Here is a 26899-nt window from a genome sequence, read left to right on the forward strand (position 1 = left end):
CGAACCCGCGAACACCCTCACTGATCGTTCCCGAACGAATTGAGCTGCGGATCTCGTAAGAACGATCTCGATCGGCAAGGTGCCTCGATGCCGCCGAGCCCGAGTAAGCCACGACCGCTTCGTCCTCCAGCGCGACACCGGCGCCGGCGGCCGCGGCACCAGATAGAGCACAGTGCCCAGACCCCGCCCACCGCCGCGCCGACGCCGCCGTGCCCCCGTCGTCGTCCGGCACGAAGTCCTCCGGCTCCCCGGTACTGATCCTGGTCGGCCTCGTAGGCCGGGCGGATGTACTTCCGTCCGACCCGCGTCAGCGGCGCCTCCAGCCGGGACGCAGGGGGCCAGCAGCTCGGGATGTGGGTGCACGCCCTGTCGAACAGCGCCTTCATCTCCGCCTCGGTCACCGTGCCGGTCAGCCCCAATAGCGGCGCGCCGAGCTCAATCCACTCCCCCGCCAGCACCTGGCCAACCGGCAGCCGCCCCCTGCAGCGGTCCTGGCCACGGTCGCCCACCGCCACACACTTCAGGTAGTACCAGTACGCCGACCCCGACGACACACGCGCAATTGGCATCGTCACCCAGCCACCACACCCCGCCCCGGGCAGGCAGAAGGGCACGGCCGGCACCAGGTCCCGGCAGACGGAAGGGACGGCCCGAAGACTTCTCGGACCGTCCCGTTCCCGTACAGCGGGATGAGGCGTTGGCGAGCCGGTTGACGTGGCGCGGGGTGTACCAAAGCTTCGCCGCACCCAGCTTCCGCGACGGCCAAACGTCGACAGCAGACACCGTGGCTGCCCACGGAGCATCCGGACCGCACTCCAGCAGGCGAACGGCTCCAAAAGGCCACCGTCCCGGAATTCTGCCGTGGGTTTGGGCGATGGGGTGCTTACGGCGTAAGCACCCTGGGATCACGCCTTGAGCAGCTCGATCAGCTCCGCTACTTGTCCCGCCGTCAGCCGGTTGCGGAGTTCCTGCGCCAAGGCCTGCAGGTCGTCGGTATCGGGCGCGCCGGGTGCGGCCTGCTTCTCTGCCGCGTCAGCTGTCCCGTGGAGTGAGGCGGGTTGCTTCGCCTTCGTCGTTCGTTCGCGCTTCTTGGCGGCGCGCTGCTCCAGTGCCTGTTCGGCCGCTTTGTGCTGCTGCTGTTCCGGTAGCTGTCCGACAGCGCGAGCAACATCGAGGGGGACCGCCTTCTCCGAGACGGCCTGCTTGAGTTCAGGAGTGAGGTTGAGAAGAGCGAGTCTTTGGGTGACCCATCCGCTGGACTTGCCGAGTGATCGGGCAACTGCTCGCTGAGAGCCGTGCACTTCCACCAGGCGCTGCAGGGCGCGTGCTTCGTCGAGGGGTTCGAGGTCCTCGTGCTGGACGGCCGCGGTGAGCGCGGTCTCCAGAAGGGTGTCCGCGTCTTGAGCGAGGGAGTCGTCGACGTGGATGGGAAGGTCATCGAGGCCTGCGAGTTTCGCGCCGGCGAGCCGCCGGTTGCCGTCGACGACGACGTAGTCCGCGGCCGCGAGGTCTGAGGCGTGCTCGGGGTGAGCCGAGAGAAATGCGTCCCGGGTGACGACGGTGATGGGCTGGATGATGCCCTTTCCCGTGAGGCTGTCGGCCATCTCCTCTATGGCGGCAAGGGTGGCGCGGGGGTTGTAGGGGTTGTGCGCCAAGCGGTCGATTGGGACTCGGGGGGTTTCGTTGTGAGCTGTTGTGGGGTTTGAAGGCTGTGTGCTGGCCTGTCCGGCGAAGGCAGCGAAACTGGCAGCGCGGCTGCTCATCGGCTGGGCTACTGCGTCGAAGGTGGCGGATCCGCCGAGAGCGTCGGATTTCTTCATGTCAGTCTCCGGGCGATCTCTCGCATGTGGTGGGCCTGGTCGGAGTCGGGTGCGTAGGCAAGGAGCGCGCGTTGGACCCGCACGGCTTCGCGTTGTTCCTTGAGGTCGCCAATGACTGCGAGGACAGGGGGTGTGCCGATGCTCTTCCACTTGTCCAGGGAGGATGTGGCGATGTAGCCGCGGCGCGAGTCGTACTTGTTGACCACTAGTCCGAGTTGCTCAACCTCGATGTCGTAGTCGCTGGTGAGGGATGCGACTTGGTTGATGAGCATGCCGTAAGCCTGCGCGGAGGTGTCCTCGGCTTCGACGGGGATGACCAGGCCGGAGGAGCCGGGCCGTTCACCGTCACGGCGGCGGCCGTAGAAGATGGCGGCGTCCATAGCCAGTCCGAGGCTGGGCGGCGAGTCGATGACGATGGCGTCGAAGTGCTCTTCCAACGGTGCCAAGGCCCGTTCGAGCGCTGCGTGTCGCGGGCCGCGAAACATGGTGAGACCGGAGTCGAGCAGGAAGGCGTCGAATGCTGCGGGCAGGATGCGTAGCCGGTCGCCGAAGCGCTCTTCGTCTATGACGACAGTGAGGTCAAGCAGAGGGGTTCGCGCCTGCTCCCTGTTGATCATGTGGGTGATGAGGCTTTCCGCGCCGGCGGGAATGGCCTTGAGTCCCAGCTGGTGGGAGAGGTGCCCTTGCGGGTCGTAGTCGACCAAGAGGACGCGAAGCCCGAGTCGTGCGACAGCGGGGACGAGCGCGGAGGAATCGCTCGTCCTGCCTGACAGTGCATGGGGATCTTCCGCGAGGGCCTGGGCGAGGCCAGCGGCGACGGCGGTCTTCCCGACACCGCCTTTCTGGTTGCAGACGATCATGCGCCGCGTGAGCGTCGGTTCGTCGCCTGCCGGATTCTGCTCAAGCCACAGGGCCACGGCCTGGGCGAGACCCTGGATGTAGGAAACGCCCCGGTCGGCGCAGTCCAGTTTGAAGGCGTCGTAGAGGCCTTCCGGCAGCCAGGTCCCGAACGACTCGGCTCCTGCCGTATCGAGAGCGGGAAGCGGCTCCGGATGAGAGCGCCACGCCTGGATGCCGTCAGCGACAGCGTCTTGTAGGTCGGTGCTGAGCTGTGCCGCCCGGACTTTGAGGGCTTGCCGGAGGGAAGCGGGTAGCTTCGATACGAGCTTCTCCCGCTCACCTCCCGAGGTCGGAGATGCCATGCGCGGCAGCATACTGCCGCCGATGACTGAAACCAGTCGGACAGACCTTGGCATTCACTCTTCTTGGCGTTAGCTCCTACTGATGGAGCGCTTACGCCGTAAGCACCTACCTGTGGGGCTTACGGCGTAAGCGCCCGACCGAACGCAAAGAGGCCCCGGCCCGCAACAGAAGTTGCTGCGGTCCGGGGCCTCGTCAGTTCTGTGGGTCAGATGCCGTAGAGCTTCTGCAGGGCGTTGGCGACAGCCCGCGGCTTGCGGGCGATGATTCCGACGTTGATCGCGTCCGGGCGTGCGGGGTCGGCCTGTCGCGGGATGTTGACGGCCAGGCCGGTGGAGGGGGCGGGGGCGCTGTCCGAGGGGTCGTCGGCGGCGCGTTGGATGAGGATCATGGGAGTGCACTCCGTGTGGGTGGGGGTGCGTGCCGGCTGTCCAGGCGGGGCGCGCACCCCCGTTCGGTGTCAGGTGCGGGTGGTGGGCTTGGCGAGGTGGGTGCCGAAGTGGATGTCGCGCAGGTACTCCAGCTCCGCCCGGGTGGGGCGGGTTACGGTCCAGTCCCCGACCGAACATGTCGCGGTGTACGCCGCGCGGCCTGTGCACCCGGATTCGGGGTCGCGGGGCTTGCCGGTGCTGGTGACCGGGTGGGTGCAGACGGTCTGCTCGGCGTCGTCGTGGACGGGCCGGATGGTGGCGGTGATGCGTGCCACGGCGTTCCTTTCGGGTCAGGCGTCGCCGTAGGCGCGGCGCTGGTGGGTGTCGATGAGGTCGGTGCAGGTGTCGGGGTAGACGGCGGTGCCGAGCAGTTCGCCGGACTTGGTCCAGACGGTGTCGGCGCACAGGTCGGGGTCGGACCAGACGATGTACTGGCCGTAGCGCTCCAGCCTCCCGACGTCGGACAGGGTGTCGCTCGAGGGCGTCACCGGACCGGCGTCGGCCGCCGTGGTGTCGCCGGCGTCGGCCTGGTTGTCGGCGTCGTCGTCCGCGGGGTCCAGGGGCAGGGTGCCCAGTAGTTCGAGGGTGAGCACCTGGAGCCACATCGGGTGCCCGCTGATGCGGGGGAGCCCGAGGTAGCCGGTGACGCGGACGTGGTCGCCGGGGCGCAGCTCGTTAAGCACGGCGTTGGTCAGTTCGGAGTCGGCGACGCTGCACGGCAGCACCATCTCGTCGACGAGCTCGTCGGTGGGGGAGACGATCAGGCGGAACCGTGCGCGGGTGCCCACCGTGTCGTCGGCGGCGACCTCTTCGTCCAGGTAGCCGTCCAGGACTATGCCGTCGGTCATCGCTCAGCCCGCCTTCGCCAGCGTGGCCGGCTGGTGGGCGGCGTCGTAGGCCTCCATGATCGAGGCCTTGATGACTCCGGCGGCGCCGACCTGGTGGCCGTTCTCGCGGGCCCACGTGCGGATCGCAGCGAGTTCCTCCCGCGAGCGCTTCCCGCTGGCGGGGCGGATCGGCGTGGGCGCCTCGATCACTGCGGCGGCACGGGGGCCGCCGGCCTTGAGCTGCCGCAGGCGCTCCTCTTCGGCCTTCAAGTCGGCCCGCAGTTGGACGATGCGCGCCTCGGCTTCAGCGGTGGCCTGCTCGGTGGCGAGGCGCTGGGTGAGGTCGGCGAGGTCCTGCCGTATGCGGGCGGCTTTGGCGCGGACGCTGGCGAGCGGGTGCTGCTCCGCCCACGGCAGCAGCACGTTGGTGTCGACGATGTCCGGCACGGTGTGGTCGGGGACGGAAGTGGCCGTATCGTCCGCAGCGGTGTCTTCGGCGGTCACGGTGCCGGGGGTGATCTCCGACTCCGGCGCCGCGGCGGCCGGCGCGGGCTCGGTGGTCGCGGGGTCCGTGCCGTCGGCGACGGCAACCACGGCGGTGATCTCCTCTTCGGTCAGGCCGGTGGCCTCGGTGATCGCGGCCGTCGGGTAGCCGCTGTGGTGCATCGAGACGGCGACCGCCTCGAAGGCGTCGACGGCCGGTACGTCGTCGGCGCTCTGCGCGGGGGAGTGGGGCATGACGGGCTGGTCTCCTGACAGTTCAGGGTCGACCGCGTCGGCGGCCGGATCGGGCGTGGGAATGAGGGGGAGCAGGGGAGTCGTCGCGTCCGGGTCGGTCGGCAGCCCGAGGGCGTCCAGGAGGACCAGGAGGTCGTCCTTGTCGCGGGCGTGGCGTGCCGTGGTCCGGGACGCGAGGGTGACCGCGCCGGCGGGCGGCTCGGATGTTCCGAGGGCCAGGGCTTCGTCGGCGGCGCTGAGTTCGTCGAACATGGCCGCCTCCTATGCCGTGCCGCGGCGGCGGCCGCGGGGCAGGTCGGACACGAAGCGGTCCTTGCCGGGGTTGCGGGCAAGCCAGCGTTCGGCGCAGACCTTGTGGACGTCCTCGCCCGCGTGAGATCGCAGGACCGTGTGGCGGTTGCAAAGGACGCAGCGCCCGCCTCCGGTGAAGTGCCAGCCGTCGTGCCAGTCCAGCGAGACGGGGGGCGGGGCGGTTGCGGGCGGGCGTGTCGGGGTGGTGCCGGGCAGACCGGCGGTGGTCATACTGGGCGTCCCTCCTCTTAGGTGAGGTGTGGAGCCCGGGACAGCCGTCGAAGCCGCCAAGCACAGCGGCTGTCCCGGGGCGTAGCTAGGGCCGCTCCCCTGCGGGGTGCAGGGTGCGGGTGGCGTAGTGCAGGCGCAGGCCGGCGGAGTCGATGACGAACGCGGCCGCTTCTTCCAACTGACAGACCACGTCGCCGTCGAGGTCGATGCCGTTCTCCTGCTCGAACCGGCAGCGGTCGACGGCTTTGCCGGCGACGGCCAAGAGCTGCGCGAGGCTGCCGAACACTCCGGCCTGCGGGTCCTCTTCGCGGAACAGCTCGCGCAGGATCTCCGCCAGCGTCTCCGGGTCGGCCAGGTCCGCCAGGTCGTCCTCGATCTGCTGCAGCGCCATCAGGGCGATGCCGACCGATGCCCGGGCGCGTTCGATCCGCGGGTCCTCCGCTGCGGCGTCGGTGTCGGTGGCGGTCACCGGACGGTCCGGCGGGTGGCGAGCCAGGTGGTGACGAGTGCGGTGCCGACGCCGATCGCGCGGTGCGCGGCCTCATCGAGCTCCATCAGCGCCTTGCCGGGTCCGGAGAGCTCCGGGGCCGCGTCGCCGGGCTTGCGCACGGCGGTGGCGTGCTGGATGTAGCCGGCCTTCCCGGCCCGGGCGGCGAGCCACAGCAACGGCTCCCTGCGGTCCAGGGCGGCATGGGTCAAACCGTTGACGGCGGCGCCAGCAAGCAGCGCCCGGACCGGGACGTGCATGCCGAACGCGCGCGTGACCGCGACCGAGGCGAGCAGCTGCACGGCGCTGTAGGAGGCGACGTGCCGGGTGACGCAGAAACGGCCGTAGGCGCTGGCGGTGCAGGTGCGGCCTTCCTTGCCGTGGCGCCAGGGGTCGTCGGCGACGGGCTTCCCGTCGGCGGCGTACACCAGGTGCGTGCCGCGGGCGCCCTTGCCGGACGCGTCGCGGGAGTTCTGGACCCAGTGGTCTCCGAGGCCGTGCAGGCCCGCGAACGTGGTGTTCAGTGCGGCGAACAGCGCGAGGTGTTCGCTGCGGTTGGGGGTGGTCATGAGGTGCGGGTTCCTTCCGGTGGGGTGGTGAGCGGGTCGGTCAGCCGGCGAACAGCAGGTCGTCGCAGCGGTCGCAGACGGCTTCGTCGGCCGGTTCGTCGCGGTAGGCGGCGAGCAGGTCGGCCGGGCTGGTGGCGGGAACCCAGAGGCTGCCGCCGCAGTCACAGGTGCTGCCGATGCGGACCTGCCAGGGGTCGTCGTACGGCTCGGCGCGCACGTAGCGCAGCTCGAGGTCGCGGCCGGCGACGGTGAAGCGGCCGCGCTCGTAGTCGCTGCCGTCGAACGCGAACAGCCGGCTCAGGTCCTCGCCGAAGGTGGCGCGGACGTCGTCCAGCGGGTCGGGGTCCGCGGCTGCGGCCTGCGCCAGGGCCATGTCCAGCAGGTCGACGCGGGCGGCTTCGTGCACGGCGTCCCAGCCTTCGGCGAGCAGCTGCTCGCCGGTGGGCACCGCGGAGTGCTGCGCGGCCACGACGTGGTCGGGCACCCGCGTGTCCGGCGACCGGTTGATCTGCCGAGTCAGGCACGTGGTCAGGTCGGCGGGCACGAGGATCGCGATGCTGGGCACACCGAAGGTGCGGGCGCGTTGCAGCAGGTGCGCCCGCACCGCCTGGTCGGTGTTGGTGGAGTCCACCAGGACCGGCAGGTGGCGCTCGAGGCGTGCGTCCAGCAGGGTGCGGAACACCGAGACGGCGGCCGGGGTCGCGGACTGGTCACCGGGGGAGTCGGCCGCCATGGCGCGCAGGGTGTCAAGCTCCAGCCGCCAGCCGGTCGGGAACGCCGCGGCGACGGTGGACTTGCCGCTGCTGGCGGCGCCGACCATGGCGATCAGCGCCGGTTCGGGGATGTGCACGTGGGTCTCCTTCGGGAACGAGAAACGGCCCGCCGGAATCGGCGGGCCGTGCGGGGCGGTGCGTCAGCGGGTGCGGCCGGTCTTCTGCAGCTCCTGCGGGTGGCACAGGACCGGGGCGATCAGCGGGCCGATGCCCTTGACGGTCCAGCGGCCGCCGGTGAGCGGCCCGGGCGCGACGTCGTCGACGATGACGCCGGTCCGTCCCGTCGCGCGGGGGTCGTCCGCGCACGAGGTGATCAGCACTTCGTCGCCTGCGGTGAACACAGCACGGTCTCCTTCGGATTCGGTCATGCGGCCAGGTGGTGGCCGGTGCGCGGGAGCGTGTAGTGGGTGGGGTCCGCGGGGACGTCGTCGTGACAGGGCACGCACATTCCGAGGGTTTTCAGCGGTAGGCAGTAGTAGTACCTGCGGCCGCAGCTCGGGCAGGTCTGCCGCGCGGCCATCGCCTTGTCCAGCGCGACTTCCTTCGCCCACGTCATCGGCCGGACCTTCTTGGCGAGGTCGATGCGGAACAGCAGCGCCTTGTGCCGGCACTCGGTGAGCGGCTTGAACGAGCACTTCCGGCACTTCAGCTCCGCAGCCGGCCCGTGGCCCCCGGGGCGCAGACCCATCGCCCGCAACTGGCGGCGCGTGGCAAATTCCGCCTTCGGTGCCGTGTTCCAGTCGTACGTCGGGATCCCGCCAGGGGTGCCGTCGTCGTACGGGTCGACGTCGACCAGGCCGTCCGCGACGTCGCCGGCCTTCCCGGCCGGGGTGGCTGCGGGCGCGGTCACCGTAAGCGGCGGGGCCAGGGCGCCGGGGTGCGGCCCGGGCGGTCGGTGAGGGCTGCGGCGGCCTTGCCGCGGTGCAGCTGCACGCGCAGGATCCGCGGGCGGGGCCGGCCGTCCTTGGCGCGGCGGGTGCGGAAGGGCATCACGAAGTTCCCCCAGGGTGTGGTCAGCGGTTGACGACGGGCTTGTCGAGGTCGCGGTGGATCACGTCGACGGGCCAGCCGTACTCGCGCACGGCGGCCGCGACGTGTTCGGCGACGACGGGGGCGCGGTGCCGGCCGCCGGAGCAGCCGACCGCGGTCGTCACGTCGAAGCCCTCGGTGAGCTCCCGGTGGGCGTGGAATGCCGCGCCGGTGATGTGCTCGGGGATGCCGGGGGTGCGCAGCACGGTGTCGACCACCGCCTGGTCGCGGGCGGTCATCTCGCGCAGGGCCGGGTCGATGTGCGGGTCCCGCAGCGGGCGCAGGTCGATGATCATGTCGGCCTCGATGGGCGGTTCGGCGTGCAGGAAGCCGAAGCTGATGACGCACAGGCGCCGTTCGGGCTGGGACATGTGGTCCTCCTCAGCGTGGGGCCGGGCTGTCCGGCTCCGTGGCCCGCCCCCGGCCCGCGGGGGGCGGTACGGGGAGGGACCACGGGGCCGTCAGCCGTTGTGCGAGGTGGACTTGCCGAACCACTTGTTCGTGTTGTGGGTCGTGTTGGTGACGTTGTAGGTGTCACCGCCGCCACTGCGGCTGGCGGGCATCCGCAGGGCGACCAGCAGCACGGCCAGCCCCATCAGTGCGCCACCCGACAGGCCGGCGAGGCTGGAGAGGATCTGGGCTGCGCCCCACCCGATGCCCGCGGCGGTGATGCCGCCGGCGGCGAGGATCTGAGCGCGGGGGTCGATCAGCGGGCCGGGCGCGGGCAGCGGCTGGGGCGCGGGGATGACGGTGGTGTGGAGGTAGCCGGCCGGCAGCGAGTCCTTCGGCACGGCCACGAAGTTGTTGGCGCCGGCGGGGACCCACACCATCGGCTGGTGCTGGTCGACGGGGACGACCTGGCCGTTCGCGGCGGGGGCGTCGTAGCGGACCAGGTCGTGGACGCTGGCCATGCCCGCGTCGGAGACGACGGTGACTTCCTGGTCGACGGTGCCGGGAAGCACGTCCCAGACCTGCTGGGGCCGCTGCGGCGGGATGTAGGGCGCGGGGGTCTGGCGCGCGTTGCGGTAGTCCACGGGAGGCTCCTTGGGTGCCGGGGCGGGCATGGGAAACCCCGCCGGGCCATCGGGCCGGGCGGGGCGGGGGTGCGCGTTGTCGTGCGGTGGCCGGTCGGCCTGTCCCGCCGCCGGGCGCCGCATGGGGGCGGCGGCCGGCGGCCGGGCGGGTGGACCGGAGCGGGCCCCCTGTTGCGGGGCCTGGCTGTGCGTCAGGCTGATGCGGAGCGAGCAGGGAAGGGGGATCGGCTGTGGGGTGGTTCTGGCCGGACAAGCCGATCGTGTGGGATGCCGTGGTCGCCGGGGGGACGATCTACCCGGCGTTCACCGACAAGCACGGCGTGGCGTTCCTGGACGTCGATGAGGACATCGAGGTGATCATCGACGGGGTGGTCATCGGCGATGAGATCTGGCCCGCGTACGCCGATGAGGACGGCCGGGTCTGGCTGATCGAAGACGACGACGAAGACGAGTTCGAGGAATACGAGGTCTACGACGACTGACTGGCGGCTGCCGGTCAGGTGTGGATGCTGGCGATGGCGTGGGAGACGCCGTCAAGGCCGGACTGGATCGTGGGCGCCATGCCGGTGGAGGCCAGCAGGAACCCGAACAGCACAGCAGCGATGGCGGGCAGGACGCGCAGGTAGCCGCCTCGGAGCAGCAGAAGGCAGATGACGGCGAACAGGATGACGCCGGAGACGGTCAGGGCCACGGGGAAACTCCCGGTTGGGTGGTCGGGTCGGTGAACGGTTGCGAGGGGGCGCCCCGGGCGGGGCGCCCACTCGTGTGCTGTGCGGTGTGCGGTCAGTCGTCGGTGTCGGCGAGCTGGTAGACGCCGCGGCTGACCGGCTCGACAAGCCCTTCCTCGCGCAGCGCCGTCATCGTGTTGCTGATGCTGTTGTGCGCGAAGTCGGGCAGCGCGGCGCGGGCCTCCTTGAGGCTCTTGGGCCCTTCGGCGAGCAGATCCAGGATCTTGTCCCGGATCGTGGCCGCCTTCGGCGCCGGCGCGCTCGCACCCCCGCCGCTGCCGCTGCCACTGCCGGAAGAGACGGTGGTGGCGAGCATCGACGGAATGGTGAATCCGCCGTCCTCGGTGGAGGCGACCTGGAGCAGCAGACCCTCGAAGTAGCCGGGGTTGTCGCGCTGCGCGTAGGCCTCGCCGGCGACCGCGATCTCCTCGGGGGTGAGGGTGACCGGGGGTTCGTCGCCGAAGAGTTCGGCCAGGTCGGTGTAGCGGCCGTTGGTCTTGTGCGCGTAGAAGGTGCGCATGAACTCCGCCCGGCCGTCGGTGAATACGTAGGCCATGCCCGCGGTGCTGACGCCGTCTTCGTCGTCCTCACCGTTGAACAGGGCCTCGATCTGCCCGGACTCGTAGATCCGGGCGGGGATGTTCTCCATGGCGAATCCGGGCGGCGCGATGCCGTCCAGGCCCATCCCGGCGGTGCTGGAGGACAGGGTGCGCATCAGCACGACCATGCCGGCCTTGCCCTGCTGCCGGATCGCCTCCTCATCACCCAAGTCCTTGAGGTGCAGGGACTGGACGGCCAGGCGGATGCCGATGCCGACCTTGCGGCCGGTCTTCTGGATGTCGGCGATCAGGATCGCCGCGGTGCGCTTGACCGGCTCGGTGGGGTGGGACAGCAGACGGTTGATCTCATCCAGGGTGATGTTCAGCAGCGGCCACGGGTCGTTCAGGGCGAAGTCCGCGCGGTCAGCGGACATCCGCTCGCGGTACTTCATGACCGCGTGCGCGGCCAGGAGCATGCCGAGCACCTGGCCCTCGTCCTTGGCGAACCAGTCGGTGTTCCCGTCCGCTTCGGGCAGGCTCTTGCCGCCCTGGAGGTCGCCGACCCAGGACACGACGCCGGAGCGCTTCTCCCCGAGCAGGAGCAGCAGTTGCAGCACGGACTTGCCGGCACCGGTGGCGCCGGCGGTGATGCCGCGCAGCGCGCCCTGGTCGGGGTCCCACAGCCGCACCTTCGACGGCTTGCCGTCGTGCCGCACGCCGATGCTGATGCGGCCCTTGTCGTCCATGACCAGGTCGTCGGGGACGGCCTTGCGGACGTTCATCAGCGGGTTGGTGCGGTAGACGCTGATCAGGGCCTGCCGGATCCCGTCGGTCTCGATGACCAGCCGGGACGGGTCGTCGATGCCGAGGGCGGAGCAGAGCTTGGAGTGGTCCAGGTGGATCGTCTTGCTGGCTGGGGCGGCGACCTGGAGGACCAGGCGGTCGTTCTCGGTGCGGTAGCGCAGCAGCGCCACCCCGGGTGCCGCGCCGCCCTGCGCGGCGACGTTCGACGCCCACATCGCGTCCAGGGTGTCGGCCTGGCGGGCCTGCTCCTGGAGGGTCGGCAGGGCGGTCAGGACCATCCGGCCGGGTCCGGAGCCGAGCAGCGGCTCCAGGGTGACGGTGCCCTCCGGCATGTCGAACGCCGCGGCGAGCTGCCGCTCGGACAGCGCCGGCACCGCCTTGCCGCGCTGCGCGACCACGATGCACCGGAAGTCGGGGCGGTCGGGCCGGTACTGCTCGAACGCGGTGAGCTGGGTGTCGGGAGCCACGCCGGCGTCGTGCCACTGGCGGGCGAGCCAGTCGGCATAGGGGCCGTAGCCGGTGGGCTGCGGCCCCTTCTCGCCGTCCTTGGCCGTGTCCCTCGCGGCGTCGGTGGGCAGCTCGGTGGCCTCGGGGGTGATGCCGCGGCGGCGGGTGATCGGGGCGAGCAGCGCCATCACCGCGCCCCACGCGGCCGGGGCGACCAGCTCCCACCAGGAGGTGCCGGTGTGGATGACGCTCGCGGCGTAGATGCCGCCGCCGGTCAGGACGGGCAGGCCGGCCTGGCAGGCGCGCAGCAGCCGGTGACCGTCGATCCGGCCGTCATTGTCGGGCTTGGACGCTTCGTAGATGACCGCGCCGGTCAGTGCGGTGACGCCGATGGAGCTGAGCAGGGAGGCGGGGCCGGAGTCGAGCTGGGGGCCGATGGCCATGCCCAGCGCGGTCGCGCCGTACGCGATCCGCTCGGTCATGGCCCGGCGCCGCACGCGGGCGGCCGGGCTCGCCTTGCCCGGCGCCGGGGTCTTGGTGGCCGCCTTGGCCGGCTGCGGGGCCTTGGTGATGTCGAGGTCCGGGACGGTCGCTTCGGTGGCGCTCACGGTGGTGTTCCTCCTGGAGGCAAAGGGGAGGGGCCGCACCCGGCGGGTGCGGCCCCTTGCTTGCGGTTCGTGCGGCAGTGCGTGCGGCTGCTACCGGACGCGGTAGAAGCCGGGCTTGGCCTGGCGGACCCCGGAGGCGTTCACGGCCTCGTAGATCCCGCGGTACTCGCTCTGGTGGGCGCTGTTGAAGCCCTGCGCCTTGATCTGCATGTCGTCGGCGGTCGCCGCGAGGTCCCCGGATGCCTGCGCGACCCGCTGCAGGGCCCCGGAGACCTCGAGGATCTGCGCGGTGTACTTCGGTTCGACTTCGGCGACGCCGCACATCTCCGACAGGCGGCGGGCCGTACCGGAGTTGCGCTCCATGCGGGCCTTGAGGACGAACAGGCCCTCCTTCAGCATCAGGGCGGCCGCGGCGAGGGTGGTGACCCGCCGGGCCAGGGACAGGAACCCGTTGTCGGAGCCGTCGCCGGCACCGGACGGGAGGTGAACGAGATCGCTCACTGGAGCCTCCTCAGCCCTCGTTGTGGACCCGCGCGGACGGCACGGCCAGGCCGGCGTCGGCGGTTGCCTGCTGGACGGGCTTGTAGGCGTCGAACATCGCCTGTTCGGCGGCCTCGCTCAGCTCAGCGGCGGCCAGCGAGCTGACCGCCATCTCGTCGGCCTTGCGGGACAGCACTTCCATGGACTCCGCCAGCCGCGCCATCGCGGCGCCGGTCAGCTGACCGAGGATGTTGTGCCGCGACAGAAGGTCGATGGCCAGGTCCTCCAGGGCGCCCCGGAGCTGCCGGGCCTTGGCGGCCAGCCGCACCGATTCGTCGTGGGCACCGAAGGACTGCCCGGTGAGCTTTTCCAGGACGTCCAGGGTGTCGTCCAGCGTGACTTCGGTGGTGTGCTCGGCCGACATCGACGGCGCCAGGTTGAAGCCCGGCGTGGTGTTGGCAGGCAGCGACATGCCCGCTCCCTTCGTGCTGGTAGGGGCCGCCGCTGCCGGGCCCGCTTCGGGCGGGGCGGCAGCGGCCGGGCGGGGCGGCGGAATCGCGGCGGCGGCCGGGCGCGCCCTGGGGGGCTTGGCCTCCCAGCGGCGTTCCTGGTCCCCGGGGTTGTCGGCCCGCTCCACCGTGTACGTCGTGCCGTACGCGGCTTCGGCGGCCATCCCGGCGGCTTCGAACGGGCTGTGTCGCCGGCCGCCGGACGGACCGGCGCTGTACGTGCCGCCGCCGGTCCAGGCCGCCCGGCGCTTGGTCCAGCGGACGCGGATCCTGCGGCGGGCGCCGGCCCACGGGCTGGTGGGCCTGCCCGGTGCGGCCGGTCCCTTCCTGCCTCGCTTCCACTTCATCTTCCCGGCCTTCGGTGTCGTGGGCCCGGTCGACGTCGGCGCGCTCGAGGACGTCGTGCCCGTCTTGCCCGGTCGGCTCTTGTCCTTCCTCTTGTGCTTCTTCGCCACCGACACCGCAGGCGTCATGTGCTTGCGCCGCTTACGCAGCCGCCGTTCGGCCTCTGCGCTGATCGCCTCACCAAGCCCGACCCGCTGCTGCGGGCCGCCGCTCTTCCCGGCCTTGGTGAACTTGGTGGGCTTGCCGGTCCCGGTGGCCTTGCTCTTCGGGCCGCCGGGATTCTTCCTGCTGTTGCGGTGGGGGCTGTTCTTCGGCGGCCGCAGGGTGCCCTTGGGCCTCGACGTCCCGGTGGGGGACTTCGTGCGGCCGCCGCGGCCCTTCCCGCCAGCGCCGCGTGTGGAGGCGTCGGTGGTGTCCGGGCTGGTCTTGTTGCGCCGCCGAAGCCGCACGCGGCTGCCGGTGTCCCCGGACTGTGTGGGCTTGTGCACACCGTTGATGCGCTCGCGCCGGGCGCGATCGCGGTCCTTGCGGTCGCTGCGGCCGCCGCCGGGGGAGTCCTTGCTGGAGGTGTTGCGGGAGAACAGGCCGCCGGGCTTCTTCGGGCTGTTGGGCCCGGTGTTCCGCCGGCGGCCGGGCGGGTCGTTGCGGTTGCCCGTGGACTTGCGGTCCGGTCCGCTGGTGTTGTTGCGGCGGTTCGGCGAGGTGCCGCCGCCGTTTCCGCTGCGGCCGCCGCCCGGGCCGGTGCGGCCCAGGGTGCGCCGCGCCCAGTCCTGGCTGGACGGGATGTTCCTGCGCCCACCGCCACCGCCGCCGCGGCCACCACCGGTTCCGGTTCCGCCGGTGCCGGCAGACCCGTTGTTGGTGCGGCTGCCCCGGCGGGTGGCGTCGGAGACGGCCTGGCGCTGCTCGCGGGTGGCGCGCCGGTTGCTGACGGCGGTGTGGATGCCCCGCAGGGCGGCCACCGCGACGGCCAGGACCGCGGCCATGGACAGCGCCCCGATTCCTGCGGATTCCCTCTCCGAGGCGTCTGCGGAGGCCGGGCCGCCCAGGGCTTCGGGTACGAACCCGGGCTGCAGCATGCCCCCGCTTCCGGCCCCTTCCGGGGTGTCGGCGGGGGGCATCGGGGCGCCGGTCGGCAGCGGCGGAACCGGTGCCGGAAGTCCCGCGAGAGTGTCCAGCGGGGACCGCCGGACCGGGGGTCCGGCGGATTCCGCTTCGTACTGTGCGGGGGCCTCCAGGGCGTCGTCGGACGGCCCCGGGAATGCCGGTCCGGACCCCGCCCCGCCGGGCGGGGTGAACCCGATCCGCGGGAAGTCGATCACGTTGTTGTCGCCGTCATCGGCCATACCGCACCTCCTTTCCTGAGTTGACAGGCAGTCACCGCATGGGGCACCCTCACGCGCGCGCAACGCGCGCGCGTCTTGGGGTGTCTCCACCCGGCCTGCCGGGGTGATGATGATGAGGAAGAGCCGTCACCCTGTGTGGCGGCGGAAGAAGTCGTGCAGCAGGTTCGCCAGTTCGCTTTCGACCTCCGGCTTGCCGAGCCGCTTGGCCTTCTTGGCGACGGTTCGGCAGGCGTCGTACCAGACCGCGACGACCGCCTCCGGGGTCCTCGCGTCGGCCACTTTCTGGTTCCAGAAGTTCGCCTGGTTCTGCCTGCTGCGGTTCGGATCAGCGGCCATCAGCGGCCCTCCTTCGGGGCCTTCGGGATGAAGTCGGCGATGCTCTGCTGCTGGGTCTCGCCGCCGGCCGCCACCGGGTACGGGAACGACTGGGAGGGCAGGAACTGCGGGCCCGTCTGGGTCTGCTGCGAAGCGCCGGGGAGCTGCCCGCCGAACACGCCTGCGGACTTGTGCAGGGACTTGGCGACTCTGTCGCCGGCGCCGGACTGCAACTGCCGGCCCTTGCGCTCCGCCTTGCGCAGCGCGGCCCGCTCCCGCCGGTCCGGGAGCTCCAGGACGTGGTTGACGTACGCCGCGTACAGGGCCTCGCTGCTGGAGGCGGCCCGGCGGGAGGCGCGCTCCATCCGCTTGAGCTTCCGGGACACCTTGCGGGCCCTGTGACGTGCGGAAATACTCCAGTTCCCGACGGCGCGGTCTCCGTCGATCGGGGTCTGCTCCAGGCGGCGCCGGACGATGTCGGAGAGCTGGGCGTACTGGGTGGCGTCGGTCAGATGCTGGTCGCGCTGGGCGTCGGTGAACGCCCGCAGCCCCGCATCGGTGAACAGCGCGTTGATGTCCATGGGGTCCTTCCTGATATCGGGGTGCGTGGGTACGCGGTGACCGGTCTGCCGGCCGTGGCCGTCACCGGCCGCGCCCGCTGGCTGCGAGCGCGGTCCGGTGGCGACCATGAGCGGCAGGATGATCGGGTGCGGTGAGCGCTCGCGCTCACCGGCGGCGGGCGCTCGGTGAGCGTCAGGCGGCGTCGTTCTCCGCCTGAGCGCGCAGCCGCTGAGCGGTCGGGCGGGACATGTCCGGCTCGGCGAGCCCGGCCTTGACGAGCGCGCTGACGATCTCCGTCCACTCTGGGCGCCGCTGGAGCTCAGCGCGCAGGACGCGGACGGCGGTCACCCGGCGCTCGGTAAGCGCGGCGGCCTCGGTGCGTGAGCGTCCGGCATCCGCTCGCCCGGCGCTCGCGCTCGCCGACTCGCGCTCACCCTCGTGAGCGCCTGCGGTGAGCGCCCTGCGCTCACGCTCACCGTGAGCGCGGCCGGAGTTGAGCGCGGGCGCGCTCGCGCTCACGTCGCCGTGAGCGTCCAACGTGTTCGTGTCGGCCCGCTCGATCGTGAGCGTGTCCGCGCCCTCATCCGGCCCGGCCGAGTCGGTCGCGGGGGCGAGCGTGTCGGCCAGGGCCGCCGGGGCGGACCCCAACTTGAGCGCCATCCGCAGATCGAGCGGAGCCTTGCTGCGCCACCGCCAGCCGTACTTCTCGCGCAGCTGAGCGCGCAGCACGGTGCGCTCCTGGAGGCGGGTCAGGCCTTCGTCGTAGGAGGTGATCTCCCACAGGATCATCCGCCGACGCAGCCGCGCGGTGGAGACCGGCGCCAGCACCCAGCGGGAACGGCGGACCGACTCCATGCGGACCTTGCCGGTGACCGCGCCGATCCGCGTGGCGTAGATGTGGGAGGCGATCTCGGAGAACACCACCCACAGCAGCGTCAGCGCGGCGTGCCCGATCCGGCCGGCGGTGCTGTGCGAGGCCGACCAGTTGAGGTAGACCGTCGCGGCGGTCAGCACCCGAGGCACCCACCGGACCCACCGCAGCTCCATGTCCATCCGGATCAGCAGCAGTCCCGCGCCGGTGAACGCCGGGATGCTGACGTCGATGCCGACCGGCAGCAGCCACGGCCAGTCCCAGCCCCACCCGCGCGCTGCGGTCTCCAGAGCGGTGTAGGAGGACAGCAGGCCGAGCGTGGACACGGTCGCGGCCGCCACGACGACGACCAGGACCAAGACCAGCTCCCGGCCGGACAGCGCCGGAACACCGGTGCCGGCGGCGGCCTCTTCCCTTGCCTTGCGGCGGATCTCCTTGCGCCGGGCGCGCTGCACGGTCCGCTCGGTCGCCGCGGCGAGGATCCGCTCGGCTTCCTCCCGGTCTCGCCGGGCGGCGATCCGCTCTTCCGCCGCTGCCGCCGCTGCCAACTCGGCATCGGCGCGGGCCTGCCCGGCGGCGAGCCGGTCGTCGGCGGCGAGGTCCTGCATCCGGGCGGCGTCCCGCTCCGCCAGCGTCCTCACGTTGCCGGCGTCCGTGCGGGCGTCGGCCAGGGCGCGGTCTGCGTCCTGCCGGATGCCCTTGGCCGCCTGCTCAGCAGAGCTGCGGACCTGCGCGGCGTGCGCGTCGGCCGCCGTCCTGGTGCGGTCGGCGGCAGTACGGGTGTCGGTGGCCGCGGTGCGGGCCTGCTGCACTACCTGGTCGGCCGCTGCCGTGGCGCGGGCCCGGAGCTCCTGCTCCTGGCGGCGCGCGTCGGCCAGCACCTGGTCCGCCTGTGCGGTGGCCGCCGTGGTGATCCGGTCGGCGTCGCGCCGGGCGTCGGCCACGATCTGGTCGGCCACGGCGCGGGCGTCGGCGGTGATGGCGCCGGCCCGGGTGTGCGCATCGGCGAGTGCGTGGTCGACGTCGGCGGCAGCGTCCGCGGCGTTGATGGCGGCCTGCGCGCGGACCTGGTCGACCGCGGCCTGCGCGCCGGCCAGGATGCGGTCGCGGTCGGCGGCCGCCGCGGCGGTGAGGGTGTCGGCCTCGCCGCGCGCCGCCTCGAGCAGCTGCTCGGCGCGCGCCTGGCCGTCGGACAGGATGCGCTGCGCGTCGGCGGCGGCCTGCTCGCGCAGGGCGTCCGCGAGGTCTGCGGCGCGGTCGTTGGCGTCGGCCAGGGCCGGATCGGCCTCCGGCAGGGCCGGGAGTTCGGCGACGGCGGGCTTGTCGGTGGTGTCGGGAGCCGCCGGTGCCGGCGGCGGGGTCGCGCGGCGCTGGCGCGGCGGCGCGGCCGCGGCCTTCCGGCGGCGGTTGGTGGTGGCGGTCTTGGTCACCGAATGTCCTTCCTGGAACGCGCAGCGCCCCCGGCGACATGGCCGGGGGCGCTGGTGGCAAAGGCGGGCGGGTGGCAGGCTGAGCGGTGCGCCCGGCCTCGGCACTCCAATTGCCGAGGGCGGGCGTTCCCGCGTCAGTCCGCGGCGGGAACCTTGGGCTGGCCGGTGTCGGTCCGCAGGGCCTGACGCAGCCAGGCGACGGCGGCCGCGGACATCGCGCCGACGTCGGGCTCGCTCAGCGGCGCGGTGTCGATGTCGTGCATCGCGTCGACCGGCGGCAGCAGCCGCATGTAGTCGGGGTGGCCGGTCAAGTGGTGCTTGGTCGTCACGTCGATCAGGTCGTACATCCGGGCACCGGAGTTGACGTTGGTCCAGGACCGCTCCACCTTGCAGACCGTGGTGTGGCCGCTCCGGCCGGTCCAGAACTTCTCCGCGTCGCGGTACAGGACGATGTCGCCCGCCCTGTAACGGGTGCGCGGGGCGGTGTCCTCGGTGCGCTGCTGGCGCGACTGGTCGGCCACGGCGCCTCCTTCGGGTTGCGGTTGTCCGGGCTGTCCGGCTCCCCTCTGCCCCGTCCGTCCCCGCGTGGTAGCGGGACGGGCGGGGGAGGCAACCGACAGACGAAGCGGGTCAGTTGATGTGCAGCGGCTCGGTGGCCGGCCGCGTGTGGCGGCCGACCCGGCCGCGGGCGCTGCGCAGAGCGGCGCGCACCGCCCGGCGAACCGGGCGGGAGGCCCGGGCGCGGGAGACGCGGGCCGCGGGGCGGCGGACGCCGGCGGCGACGAGGACCTCGAAGGAGTCGTAGTCGGCGGCGGTCCAGTCCCGGTACGGGGCGCGGCGGCGAAGGCTGATCCTCATGCCGACACCTCCGTGTTCTTCGAACGGTTGGCGGCGCGGTTGCGGGCGGCGCGGCGCCGCATGCTGCGGCGTTCGTCCTCCGACAGGCCGCCCCACACGCCGTGCTCCTGGCCGCTCTCCAGCGCCCACTGCAGGCAGTGGTCCATCACCGGGCAGCGCCGGCACACGCTCTTGGCCTCCTCGATCTGCAGCAGCGCGGGGCCCGCGTTGCCGACCGGGAAGAACAGCTCGGGGTCTTCGTCCGTGCACTGTGCCTGGTGTCGCCAATCCATGGCGTCTCCTCAGTCGTGATCGTGCGTCAGGAATGTTCGGCGGAGCCGGGGCGGCGGTGATCGCGGCCCTCCGGCGCGACGTGCACGCCATCAACGAGCTGACCTCCCGGCCGCCCCGGCCGGTGCGCTACTTCGTGTCCGCGACCAGGCGGCAGCGGATCTGCTTGCCGATCGGCGAGCGGTCGACGGTCCAGCCGGGGGCGAGCAGGTCCAGCAGGACCAGGCCGCGCCCGGACTCCGCCAGGTCGCCGGCGGCGGTGCGGTGCGGCAGCTGGTCCGGGGCCGGGTCGTGCACGGCCACCGTGATGCCGTCGCGGTTGCGGTAGACGTCGACGACCAGCGGAACGTCAGTCCCGCAGGCGCGAACCGCGTTGCCGACCAGTTCGGACAGCACCAGTTGCGCGGCGCCGGTCGACTCGCGGTCGGCGCCGTGGAACTGGAGGACGTCTGCGGTCAGGTGCCGGACCGTGGCCAGGCTGTGCTCGCTGGCGGTGAGGTGCGCGGTGAATCCGCCCGGCCGGCGGCGCAGGTACAGGCCGGGGATCGAGGCCGGAAGCTCCGGCCCCTGCTCGGTCATCGTTCCCGTGCCGTACGTCGTGGCGGCGGCCGGCGCGTTCACCGTGCTCCGCCCTTCTTGTCCTGCCGGACACGGCGCAGGGCTTCGTCCATGTCCGTGTCGCTGTCCCCGCGCACGATCGGCGGGGGGGGATATCATGATGTACGTCAAGGTCGCACTCCTACTCGACTCTGCTGATGGGCTGGGGTGGAGTGGCCGACGACAAAGGCCCCGGGTTGCCCCCCGGGGCCTTCGCATGTTGCGTGTCGGTCCTGCATCCCCCGCCAGCGCCGCCCCGTGTGGTGCGGGCGGCGAAGACGGGCAGCACAGGAACGGGCTGCGAAAGCTGCGCGGCACCCAGAAGTGCAGGTGCCGGATCTCCTACTGACGCGGACCGCGGGCACTGTCCGGGGGATCCATCCGGACGTGCGCTAGGCGATCAAGGTGTGCCGCGTCGTTCTTTAACGTCGTGGGCTGCCGGCCCTCCGAGCTCTCCGCCAGTAATGAGCACCTGACGGGTCAACACTCGTGCCGAGCTGCCATCACCAGCAGTAATGGCGCCTTACGACGGGTTTCCACTCACCTCGGGCCGGCATGGTCACTGCCCTCGAACGGTGGTGGATCACGCTATGGAGTTCTCAAACAACGGGCGCTTCCTTCCGCTCGCCGTGAGACGGCGTCCGGTGCGACTGGTAATCACCTGGCCGCTCTGCGCGATCTGGCGATGACCCCAGTGAAGCAAATCTCTATAGTGAGGTCAATAGCTCTATAGAGAGACATGGGCTAGAGTCGCAACACCTTCGGGTGGTGCCGCCGACGAACCGTGGCGCCCGTACGATCGGCTCTATAGAGAGACAGGGAGATCCATGAGCCACGAGCCGGCCCGGCCGAAGTACCAGCGCATCGCGGACGACCTGCGAGCCTCGATCGACCGCGGGGAGTATCAGCCCGGTGATCGACTGCCTGGCGAGAACTCGCTGGCAGCTGACTTCGGCGTAGCCCCACTCACGGTCAGGCAAGCTCTTGGGCTGCTGAGGGCTGAGGGGCTCGTCGACTCCCGCAAAGGCTCGGGCGTGTTCGTCCAGTCGTTCCGGCCGATCAGGCGTCGTGGCATTCACCGCTTGAGGCGCGACGGCTGGGGTTCTGGGCAAACCATCTGGTCGGCCGACGATGACCGTTCGCCGGACGTCGACCAGATCAACGTTCACGAGGACGTCGCGCCGCCGGAACACATCGCTCGCGTCCTGGGGCTGGCCGACGAAGAGACAAGTTGCGTCCGAGGTCGCCGCTACTCGATGGACGGCCGGCCAGTCATGCTTGCCACCTCGTATCTGCCTCAGACGCTGGTCGCTGGCTCCCCAATCACGCAGGCCGAAACGGGACCAGGCGGGATCTACGCAAGGCTCGCCGATCTTGGCCACGAGCCCGTCCGGTTCCGAGAGGAGATCCGCAGTCGCATGCCCACGGGAGAGGAAGCTGCTCGTCTTTCGATTCCTGCGGACAGGACCGTGCTCAAGCTCGTGCGAACAGCCTTCGACGCTGAGGGTCGGGTGGTCGAGATCAACGACATGACCTTGGACTCTGCCGCGTACGTCCTGGACTATGAGTTCGATGCCTAAGAACTCGGACTTATGCATCTCGCCCCCTCTGACCGGTGGTCTTGTGGGGGCAATCACAGTGGCCAGTCTGCGAAATCAACATCACGTCGGCCTGTCGAAGCTCGTCCACGTCCGCGTTCACACGTTTTCAACATCCGCGTACACACGACTTTTTGGCGCCTGGACCTAGGCTCCCGACCATGTCGATGGAGGCTCAGAGGGTGGGAAAGCACCACGTTGGGTGGCGGCCCGAACGGCTGCGGGAGATCCGCGAGGCACACGGCCTGACCCTGGAACAGGCTGGCGAGCGACTCCGGGAGGTCGCCGAACGAGCGGGCCTCAAGGGCGTGCCGGCAGCCAATCCTCAGACGCTGTGGCAGCACGAGCAGGGCGAGGTGTTCCCAGGTCCGCACTACCGTCGGGCGTACGCGCTGCTGTATCGCGCGACGGACTCCGAGCTGGGGTTCCGCAACAGCCTGCCCGGCGAAGACATCCGTTACCCGCTGACGCCGACGGACGACCAGCGCAACGGCGCCCACGTCCTCGCGGTGGAGCGGGCTGTCCACCGGATCGCGCCCGGCCATGGGGCGACTGATCACCACATGGCGCTGCAGCAGCGGATCATCGACGCATGGCGGCGCCGCCACACCGGCGGCGATCCGCACCGCCCGTCGGTGGTGCTGGTCGGCGGCTACGCCGGCAGCGGGAAGACGGAGTTCGCGCGGTTCGTCACGCAGCTGACGGGGTGGCCTCTACTGGACAAGGACCCGCTGACCCGCCCACTGGTGGAGCAGCTGCTGATAGCGCTCGGGGGCGACGCCAACGACCGGCACACCGAGCTGTACCGCGAGCGCGTGCGGCCGGTGGAGTACGACTGCCTGATGCAGGCGGCGTGGGCGAACATCAACTGCGGGATTTCCACAGTGCTCACCGCGCCATTCATCGCGGAAATGACCGATGAAGCGTGGATGCAGCGCCTGGTCAACAAGTGCGCGGCGGTCGGCGTGGACGTCGCGCCGATCTGGGTGCAGTGCGACGTCGACTCGATGCGCGAGTACATCAACTTCCGGTCCGCGGCACGGGACGCCTGGAAGCTGCAGCGGTGGGAGGAGTACATCGCCACCGTCGACCTGGAGCTGCGGCCGGCGGTGCCCCACATGGTGGTCGACAACCGCCTTGGCACGGCCATCTCGCTTGCTGACCAGGCGCGGCATGCGATCGGGGCGGTGCACGCGTGAACGGTCAGCAGGGCGTGATCCTCTACGGGCCGCCAGCGGCGGGGAAGGACACCGTCACGCGGGAGCTGGTGGCGCTGGCGCCGCGCTACCGCCAGTTCGCCCGGCTGAAGGTGGGCGCGGGCAAGACCACGGGCTACCGCATGGGCACGCCCGAGCAGCTGCACGGACTGGAGGCAGTGGGCGACGTCGTCTACACCAACAGCAGGTACGGCAACACCTACGTCATTGACAGGCCCGGCTTGGACGAATCGTTCGCGGCAGGGGTACCCGTGGTGCACCTCGGACAGGTCGACGGTATCCGTGCCCTGGTCGACGGCTACCCGGCCGCCTGGGTCCGGGTACTGCTGTGGTGCCCGAAGGACGTCACCGAGCAGCGGTCGCAAGGCCGCGGCGATGCCGACACCGCGCAGCGCCTGGCGGCGTGGGACGCGACCCGGCAGGACGTCGACGCGCACCCGGACATGCACTGGGACCTGCGTGTGGAGACGGCGCAGACGTCGCCGGCCGCCGCCGCGCGGCTCATCGATGAGGGGCTGCGGGCGGGGGCGGGGGCGGGGGCGGCATGAACGGCTACGGGCGGGCGAGCTGGTCCAGGGCGTCGTCGAGCGTGAGCTCGCTGTCGTCCTTGGCGTCGTCCCACCGAGCCAGCGTGGCCGCGGCCGCGCGCAGCATCTCCGGCGGCAGGCCGGCGGAATCGAGCATGTGCGCGACCTCTTCCATCTCCGGTCCCCACCGCCAGGCCCGCGCCGCCGCCTTCGCAACGTACTGCGGTTCGGCGAGGTACGAGTCGGAGCGCCGGGACGCGATGTCGCGCAACTCCTGGTCGACGCCGTACTCACGGGCCAGGGCGTACGACAGCGCCACTAGCACCCGGCTGGCCTTCTGGAAGCTGGCGTATGCGAGCTTGAGCGCGGACGCCTGCCCCACCTGGTCACCTAGTACCCTCGTGCGCACCGCGGTGCCGTCGAAGAGGTCCTCGATCTGTCCGGCTGCGGCGGCTGGGCCGGACAGGTACAGCGTCGGCGTCTTCCCGTCGACCGGCGGCGAGCCGACCACGCCGCCGTCGACGACGGCCCGGGCCCGGATGAGCACCGCGGCGATGCGCTGCGCCCGCTCGGAGCTGATGGCGTTGGCCTCCACGTACACGCCGGCAAAACCGAGTTCGGCAACTTGGCGGGCAAGGTCCTCGGCGGCCGCCGGCGGGCACAGGCTGATCACGGTGTCGGCCCGCTCCAGCATCTGCTGCAGTGTGTCCACCGGTTCCAGGCCGAATCGGGCGGCGCGCGCGGCGCTGGCTGGGCTGCGCCCGGCTGCGCACCACAGGACGCTGGTGGCGTTGGTCGCGGCGCACGCCGCGACGGCGGCGCCCATGCTGCCGGGGTGGAGGATGCCGACGGTCTGGTCCACGGTGCTACTCCGGCCTGGTGGTGAGCAGGAAGTCGATGGCATCGGTGATGTCGTCGACGGTCTGGTGTGGGGCGGGAATCTCGGGGGGCCAGGGGCGGCCGCGCAGCCAGATGGTGCGCAGGCCGGCCTGATGGCCGCCGCCGATGTCCGCGCTGGGGTTGTCGCCGATCATCCAGCCACCGTCGGCGAGTCGTACTCGGCAGCGCGTGGCGGCCAGGCGGAACAGGCGGCCGTCTGGTTTGCGGACGTCCAGGTCGCCGGAGACTGCGATGCCATCGGTCAGCTTGGTGATGCCGGTGGCCGCGAGCTTGGCGCGTTGGATGTCCGAAGCGCCGTTGGTGACGATGCCGATCGTCCAGCCACCGGCGCGCAGGCAGGTCAGGCCCTCGATCACGCCCGGGTGGCAGGTGACGGAGGCGGCCATCCGGTCGACGTAGTCCTGCCAGAGGTGGCCTGCGGACTCGCTCAGCGTGAAGGTGCTGCAAAGCCGCGCGAAGTCGTCGGCGTAGGCCCGGTCCGCCAGTTCGGTCAGCAGCCAGTTCCGGATGTCCGCTCCGTACCGGTGCTGAGCGCACAGGCCCGTGACGGCGTCACCGAACGCCGCGCTGCGGTCGACCAGCGTGCCGTCCAGATCGAAGAGGGCAAGTCTCTGCACGCTGCGACCCTAGCGATCGCATCTTTTCGCTGGGCATCGTCCCTGCTCAGAGGGCCGATCGGTAGGGGTTTGCAAAGTAAATGCCTTGTAGGCAGGGCGGCTCGGGTGGCCTACGGCGCAGGCCTGCGAGCGGATGTACACCTCCAGGTTTGTAGTTTGGCCGGTGTCCACCGACGTACGGTCGCATTCTCCGAGGTCGAGAGGGAGGTAGTGGGCATGCTCGGCAACGCCGTCTTGTCATGCAGGCTCTGGCGGAAGGTCAGCGCGCGCCTGGCGGGACCAGGGGAAATCGTTGGGCGTGTTTGGCCCATCGGGCTGAATGCGGCACCGAGGATGGTACGCATGACCACGCCCATGGTGACGACACGTCACTACCCCGTGCACCCGCTGTCGCGACGGAGCGGTACAGTGACCACCGAGCTTGATCGAAAAATGAGTGTGGCCCCGTCGACCGGCTTGGGGAAGCCGGGAGGGGCCAACACCGGGCCGATGGACCTTGTGATGGGGGTCCGGTCGGCCGGCCGCACACCCTTGCAACGAAGGGATGGCGACGTGATCAGGGTACCCGCCCATTCGCGTTCCAAGACCGAACCCCGCCGTGGGGTCAGCAGCCATGGGTTGCTGATCCGTCGCCGGGCTGTTCGTGCTGCCCAAACGCACGTCATCCCGGTCCGCACCTCTGCTGAGGGGGCCGGGATGACGTAAGTCGATGGCGGCCAGGTGCCGCCCCGGGGGCTCGGTCACCGAGACGATTCGCAGTCATCTCGTGCTGAGCGCCCCACCTGCAACTGGAGGGTTTCGCAGGCCCTCCTAGGGTTCGCCCGGTTCGCAGCCGGTCGAACAGTTCGATCTCTCCACAAGATCACGAAGCACGGAGGCCGGGCTTCGTAGTGCCACCCACGAACATGAGGAGGCGTCTGCCATTTTGCACGCGCACCGGCCGGTGCGCCAGTTCTGGCGTGCCCGCGTATCCCTGATTCAGCCATCCGAGCGGCCTCGCCGCGGTTATGCCGTGGCGGACATCACACGATGCGGTGTCCCCGGGCCAGCGTGCGGAGCTGATCGAAAGTCGTTGCTCGCTGCCGTCCCACGGATGCCGATTAAGCGGGGCGGCCACCTCGCGGCCCGCGCTCTGCGTCCTCTATCCACAGGCGAGCTGTTCCACGGTCGCCGGATGACTTCTGTCCTGACTCCGGCCCGGGTGGGCCGATGAGTACCGCGGCGGCGACGGCCGCTGTGCGGGTTCCGTCGCCGCGTCGTCCCGGCCTGCCGGTCGACGGCGCGGTCGATGTGCTGCCGGAGCCGGCAGTACTGCCGGAGTTGTTCGTACCGGATGCCTCGCACTGGCTGTCGACGTCGGCGAGCCGGTTGGCGATGGACAGCTACAGCTGGATGCAGGCGGTGCACTGGGTGGCGGGCAGCGGCCTGTACAAGCCGCGCCGGCATCACGAGTCCGGGCCGCGCTCGTTCGGTGCCACGACGGTGCGCGTTGCCCAGGAGCTGGCGAAGTTCCTCCAGTGCCGTCCCGGGATCGAGCTGCTGATGGCGCGCACGGGTCTGTGCAAGCGGTCGGTGGAGAACCACCTACGGATGCTGCGGGAGACGGGCCTGCTGGTGTGGGTGTTCCAGGGGACCCGGGAGAAGGGCGGGGACCGGAAGGCGAGCGAGTTCGTGCTGGTCGTCCCGCCGGAGTTCGACGCTGCGCTGGGGATCCGCACGGTGCAGCGGCACGAGGCGGCGCCGGACTACACGCGGGCGGTGGCCGGGATCGGCGAGGCGGGCCGGGAGACGATGGCGAAGCTGGCGAAGAAGGCAGCCCGGAAGGTCCGCAAGCCGAAGAAGAAGCCGTCCTCGAGGCGGTCGGCGAAGGCCTCGCCGGCGGCGGCGGCGGCGGCGGCGGCG

32 protein-coding genes and 1 pseudogene are annotated in these 26899 nt (G+C 71.2%); 5 read left to right on the forward strand and 28 right to left on the reverse strand.

Going from position 1 to position 26899, the window contains the following annotated elements; all coding sequences use genetic code 11:
• Window positions 1-905: 905 nt before the first annotated feature.
• From BUE44_RS33575 to BUE44_RS33640, 15 genes are all read right to left on the reverse strand, one after another.
• The gene (locus BUE44_RS33575; protein WP_073502809.1) at window positions 906-1820 is read right to left on the reverse strand and encodes a ParB/RepB/Spo0J family partition protein; all 915 of its coding nucleotides are present in this window, start codon (window positions 1818-1820) and stop codon (window positions 906-908) included.
• Window positions 1817-3022 carry a ParA family protein gene (locus BUE44_RS33580; RefSeq protein ID WP_073502838.1) on the reverse strand — a complete coding sequence of 402 codons (1206 nt, stop codon included), beginning with the start codon at window positions 3020-3022 and terminating at the stop codon, window positions 1817-1819. Before BUE44_RS33580 ends, BUE44_RS33575 begins: the two co-directional genes overlap by 4 nt.
• A gap of 206 nt (window positions 3023-3228) precedes the next feature.
• Window positions 3229-3411, reverse strand: coding sequence for a hypothetical protein (locus tag BUE44_RS33585; protein WP_073502810.1), 183 nt, complete (start codon window positions 3409-3411; stop codon window positions 3229-3231).
• 69 nt (window positions 3412-3480) lie between these two features.
• On the reverse strand, window positions 3481-3726 hold the full coding sequence (locus BUE44_RS33590) for a hypothetical protein (protein WP_073502811.1): 246 nt from the start codon (window positions 3724-3726) through the stop codon (window positions 3481-3483).
• 15 nt (window positions 3727-3741) lie between these two features.
• The gene (locus BUE44_RS33595; RefSeq protein WP_073502812.1) at window positions 3742-4299 is read right to left on the reverse strand and encodes a hypothetical protein; all 558 of its coding nucleotides are present in this window, start codon (window positions 4297-4299) and stop codon (window positions 3742-3744) included.
• A 3-nt stretch (window positions 4300-4302) separates the two neighbouring features.
• Window positions 4303-5268 carry an Lsr2 family DNA-binding protein gene (locus tag BUE44_RS33600; protein WP_079190315.1) on the reverse strand — a complete coding sequence of 322 codons (966 nt, stop codon included), beginning with the start codon at window positions 5266-5268 and terminating at the stop codon, window positions 4303-4305.
• A 9-nt stretch (window positions 5269-5277) separates the two neighbouring features.
• Window positions 5278-5538, reverse strand: coding sequence for a hypothetical protein (locus BUE44_RS33605; protein WP_235002723.1), 261 nt, complete (start codon window positions 5536-5538; stop codon window positions 5278-5280).
• Between the two features lie 85 nt (window positions 5539-5623).
• Entirely contained in the window at window positions 5624-6007 is a 384-nt protein-coding gene (locus tag BUE44_RS33610; protein WP_235002725.1) for a hypothetical protein, read from the reverse strand.
• Window positions 6004-6594: a hypothetical protein gene (locus BUE44_RS33615; protein ID WP_073502813.1), complete on the reverse strand. Its 591-nt coding sequence runs from the start codon at window positions 6592-6594 to the stop codon at window positions 6004-6006. Before BUE44_RS33615 ends, BUE44_RS33610 begins: the two co-directional genes overlap by 4 nt.
• Before the next feature lie 40 nt (window positions 6595-6634).
• Window positions 6635-7444: an ATP-binding protein gene (locus BUE44_RS33620; protein WP_079190316.1), complete on the reverse strand. Its 810-nt coding sequence runs from the start codon at window positions 7442-7444 to the stop codon at window positions 6635-6637.
• Between the two features lie 63 nt (window positions 7445-7507).
• Window positions 7508-7708, reverse strand: a complete 201-nt coding sequence (locus BUE44_RS33625; RefSeq protein WP_079190317.1) for a hypothetical protein — start codon at window positions 7706-7708, stop codon at window positions 7508-7510.
• 23 nt (window positions 7709-7731) lie between these two features.
• Window positions 7732-8217 carry an RRQRL motif-containing zinc-binding protein gene (locus BUE44_RS33630; protein ID WP_235002727.1) on the reverse strand — a complete coding sequence of 162 codons (486 nt, stop codon included), beginning with the start codon at window positions 8215-8217 and terminating at the stop codon, window positions 7732-7734.
• A complete protein-coding gene (locus BUE44_RS37670) occupies window positions 8214-8357 on the reverse strand; it encodes a hypothetical protein (protein WP_159450329.1) in 144 nt (47 codons plus the stop codon). The genes BUE44_RS33630 and BUE44_RS37670 overlap by 4 nt, the downstream gene beginning before the upstream one ends.
• 23 nt (window positions 8358-8380) lie before the next feature.
• Window positions 8381-8767 (reverse strand): RapZ C-terminal domain-containing protein, encoded by a 387-nt coding sequence (locus tag BUE44_RS33635; protein ID WP_073502816.1) that lies wholly within the window; start codon window positions 8765-8767, stop codon window positions 8381-8383.
• A 90-nt stretch (window positions 8768-8857) separates the two neighbouring features.
• Window positions 8858-9430 (reverse strand): hypothetical protein, encoded by a 573-nt coding sequence (locus tag BUE44_RS33640; protein WP_073502817.1) that lies wholly within the window; start codon window positions 9428-9430, stop codon window positions 8858-8860.
• 230 nt (window positions 9431-9660) lie between these two features.
• Here BUE44_RS33640 and BUE44_RS33645 point away from each other — a divergent pair, with 230 nt between their 5' ends.
• Window positions 9661-9912 carry a hypothetical protein gene (locus tag BUE44_RS33645; protein ID WP_073502818.1) on the forward strand — a complete coding sequence of 84 codons (252 nt, stop codon included), beginning with the start codon at window positions 9661-9663 and terminating at the stop codon, window positions 9910-9912.
• Window positions 9913-9926: 14 nt separating this feature from the next.
• On the opposite strand, the gene BUE44_RS33650 is transcribed toward BUE44_RS33645, so the two are convergent.
• From BUE44_RS33650 to BUE44_RS33700, 11 genes are all read right to left on the reverse strand, one after another.
• Window positions 9927-10121: a hypothetical protein gene (locus BUE44_RS33650; RefSeq protein WP_073502819.1), complete on the reverse strand. Its 195-nt coding sequence runs from the start codon at window positions 10119-10121 to the stop codon at window positions 9927-9929.
• Between the two features lie 92 nt (window positions 10122-10213).
• Window positions 10214-12556, reverse strand: a complete 2343-nt coding sequence (locus tag BUE44_RS33655) for a hypothetical protein (RefSeq protein ID WP_073502820.1) — start codon at window positions 12554-12556, stop codon at window positions 10214-10216.
• 90 nt (window positions 12557-12646) lie between these two features.
• On the reverse strand, window positions 12647-13057 hold the full coding sequence (locus BUE44_RS33660; protein WP_073502821.1) for a conjugal transfer protein TraB: 411 nt from the start codon (window positions 13055-13057) through the stop codon (window positions 12647-12649).
• 10 nt (window positions 13058-13067) lie between these two features.
• Window positions 13068-15236 (reverse strand): hypothetical protein, encoded by a 2169-nt coding sequence (locus tag BUE44_RS33665; RefSeq protein WP_073502822.1) that lies wholly within the window; start codon window positions 15234-15236, stop codon window positions 13068-13070.
• Window positions 15237-15362: 126 nt separating this feature from the next.
• Window positions 15363-15572: a hypothetical protein gene (locus tag BUE44_RS33670; protein ID WP_073502823.1), complete on the reverse strand. Its 210-nt coding sequence runs from the start codon at window positions 15570-15572 to the stop codon at window positions 15363-15365.
• The gene (locus BUE44_RS33675) at window positions 15572-16240 is read right to left on the reverse strand and encodes a hypothetical protein (protein ID WP_143172647.1); all 669 of its coding nucleotides are present in this window, start codon (window positions 16238-16240) and stop codon (window positions 15572-15574) included. The genes BUE44_RS33670 and BUE44_RS33675 overlap by 1 nt, the downstream gene beginning before the upstream one ends.
• A gap of 64 nt (window positions 16241-16304) precedes the next feature.
• Entirely contained in the window at window positions 16305-18413 is a 2109-nt protein-coding gene (locus BUE44_RS33680; RefSeq protein WP_073502825.1) for a DUF2637 domain-containing protein, read from the reverse strand.
• Between the two features lie 134 nt (window positions 18414-18547).
• On the reverse strand, window positions 18548-18934 hold the full coding sequence (locus tag BUE44_RS33685) for a hypothetical protein (protein WP_073502826.1): 387 nt from the start codon (window positions 18932-18934) through the stop codon (window positions 18548-18550).
• Window positions 18935-19043: 109 nt separating this feature from the next.
• Window positions 19044-19271, reverse strand: a complete 228-nt coding sequence (locus BUE44_RS33690) for a hypothetical protein (RefSeq protein WP_073502827.1) — start codon at window positions 19269-19271, stop codon at window positions 19044-19046.
• The gene (locus tag BUE44_RS33695) at window positions 19268-19543 is read right to left on the reverse strand and encodes a WhiB family transcriptional regulator (RefSeq protein ID WP_073502828.1); all 276 of its coding nucleotides are present in this window, start codon (window positions 19541-19543) and stop codon (window positions 19268-19270) included. The genes BUE44_RS33690 and BUE44_RS33695 overlap by 4 nt, the downstream gene beginning before the upstream one ends.
• Before the next feature lie 127 nt (window positions 19544-19670).
• Window positions 19671-20162 (reverse strand): ATP-binding protein, encoded by a 492-nt coding sequence (locus BUE44_RS33700; protein ID WP_235002729.1) that lies wholly within the window; start codon window positions 20160-20162, stop codon window positions 19671-19673.
• Between the two features lie 803 nt (window positions 20163-20965).
• Here BUE44_RS33700 and BUE44_RS33705 point away from each other — a divergent pair.
• The 3 genes from BUE44_RS33705 (at window position 20966) to BUE44_RS33715 (ending at window position 23501) form a co-directional block, all read left to right on the forward strand.
• Window positions 20966-21718, forward strand: a complete 753-nt coding sequence (locus tag BUE44_RS33705; RefSeq protein ID WP_073502829.1) for a GntR family transcriptional regulator — start codon at window positions 20966-20968, stop codon at window positions 21716-21718.
• Window positions 21719-21897: 179 nt separating this feature from the next.
• Window positions 21898-22935, forward strand: coding sequence for an AAA family ATPase (locus BUE44_RS33710; RefSeq protein WP_073502830.1), 1038 nt, complete (start codon window positions 21898-21900; stop codon window positions 22933-22935).
• Window positions 22932-23501: a phosphotransferase-like protein gene (locus BUE44_RS33715; protein WP_073502831.1), complete on the forward strand. Its 570-nt coding sequence runs from the start codon at window positions 22932-22934 to the stop codon at window positions 23499-23501. The genes BUE44_RS33710 and BUE44_RS33715 overlap by 4 nt, the downstream gene beginning before the upstream one ends.
• Window positions 23502-23505: 4 nt before the next feature.
• On the opposite strand, the gene BUE44_RS33720 is transcribed toward BUE44_RS33715, so the two are convergent.
• Window positions 23506-24342 (reverse strand): DUF1932 domain-containing protein, encoded by an 837-nt coding sequence (locus BUE44_RS33720; RefSeq protein ID WP_079190319.1) that lies wholly within the window; start codon window positions 24340-24342, stop codon window positions 23506-23508.
• Between the two features lie 4 nt (window positions 24343-24346).
• Window positions 24347-24997: an HAD family hydrolase gene (locus BUE44_RS33725; RefSeq protein WP_073502833.1), complete on the reverse strand. Its 651-nt coding sequence runs from the start codon at window positions 24995-24997 to the stop codon at window positions 24347-24349.
• Between the two features lie 1209 nt (window positions 24998-26206).
• On the opposite strand from BUE44_RS33725, the pseudogene BUE44_RS33730 reads away from it, so the two are divergent.
• Window positions 26207-26899: pseudogene (locus BUE44_RS33730) on the forward strand (transcriptional regulator); the annotation flags it as partial.

The sequence above is a fragment of the Actinacidiphila paucisporea genome (assembly GCF_900142575.1).
GTDB classification, from domain to species: Bacteria; Actinomycetota; Actinomycetes; order Streptomycetales; family Streptomycetaceae; genus Actinacidiphila; species Actinacidiphila paucisporea.

Coding starts and splice junctions, on each gene's coding strand:
- BUE44_RS33635 (WP_073502816.1), bottom strand. CDS start 8,767: ATGTCCCAGCCCGAACGGCGCCTGTGCGTCATCAGCTTCGGCTTCCTG.
- BUE44_RS33710 (WP_073502830.1), top strand. CDS start 21,898: ATGTCGATGGAGGCTCAGAGGGTGGGAAAGCACCACGTTGGGTGGCGG.
- BUE44_RS33595 (WP_073502812.1), bottom strand. CDS start 4,299: ATGACCGACGGCATAGTCCTGGACGGCTACCTGGACGAAGAGGTCGCC.
- BUE44_RS33675 (WP_143172647.1), bottom strand. CDS start 16,240: ATGGTCGCCACCGGACCGCGCTCGCAGCCAGCGGGCGCGGCCGGTGAC.
- BUE44_RS33605 (WP_235002723.1), bottom strand. CDS start 5,538: ATGACCACCGCCGGTCTGCCCGGCACCACCCCGACACGCCCGCCCGCA.
- BUE44_RS37670 (WP_159450329.1), bottom strand. CDS start 8,357: ATGCCCTTCCGCACCCGCCGCGCCAAGGACGGCCGGCCCCGCCCGCGG.
- BUE44_RS33665 (WP_073502822.1), bottom strand. CDS start 15,236: ATGGCCGATGACGGCGACAACAACGTGATCGACTTCCCGCGGATCGGG.
- BUE44_RS33600 (WP_079190315.1), bottom strand. CDS start 5,268: ATGTTCGACGAACTCAGCGCCGCCGACGAAGCCCTGGCCCTCGGAACA.
- BUE44_RS33705 (WP_073502829.1), top strand. CDS start 20,966: ATGAGCCACGAGCCGGCCCGGCCGAAGTACCAGCGCATCGCGGACGAC.
- BUE44_RS33690 (WP_073502827.1), bottom strand. CDS start 19,271: ATGAGGATCAGCCTTCGCCGCCGCGCCCCGTACCGGGACTGGACCGCC.
- BUE44_RS33695 (WP_073502828.1), bottom strand. CDS start 19,543: ATGGATTGGCGACACCAGGCACAGTGCACGGACGAAGACCCCGAGCTG.
- BUE44_RS33575 (WP_073502809.1), bottom strand. CDS start 1,820: ATGAAGAAATCCGACGCTCTCGGCGGATCCGCCACCTTCGACGCAGTA.
- BUE44_RS33615 (WP_073502813.1), bottom strand. CDS start 6,594: ATGACCACCCCCAACCGCAGCGAACACCTCGCGCTGTTCGCCGCACTG.
- BUE44_RS33580 (WP_073502838.1), bottom strand. CDS start 3,022: ATGGCATCTCCGACCTCGGGAGGTGAGCGGGAGAAGCTCGTATCGAAG.
- BUE44_RS33670 (WP_073502823.1), bottom strand. CDS start 15,572: ATGGCCGCTGATCCGAACCGCAGCAGGCAGAACCAGGCGAACTTCTGG.
- BUE44_RS33585 (WP_073502810.1), bottom strand. CDS start 3,411: ATGATCCTCATCCAACGCGCCGCCGACGACCCCTCGGACAGCGCCCCC.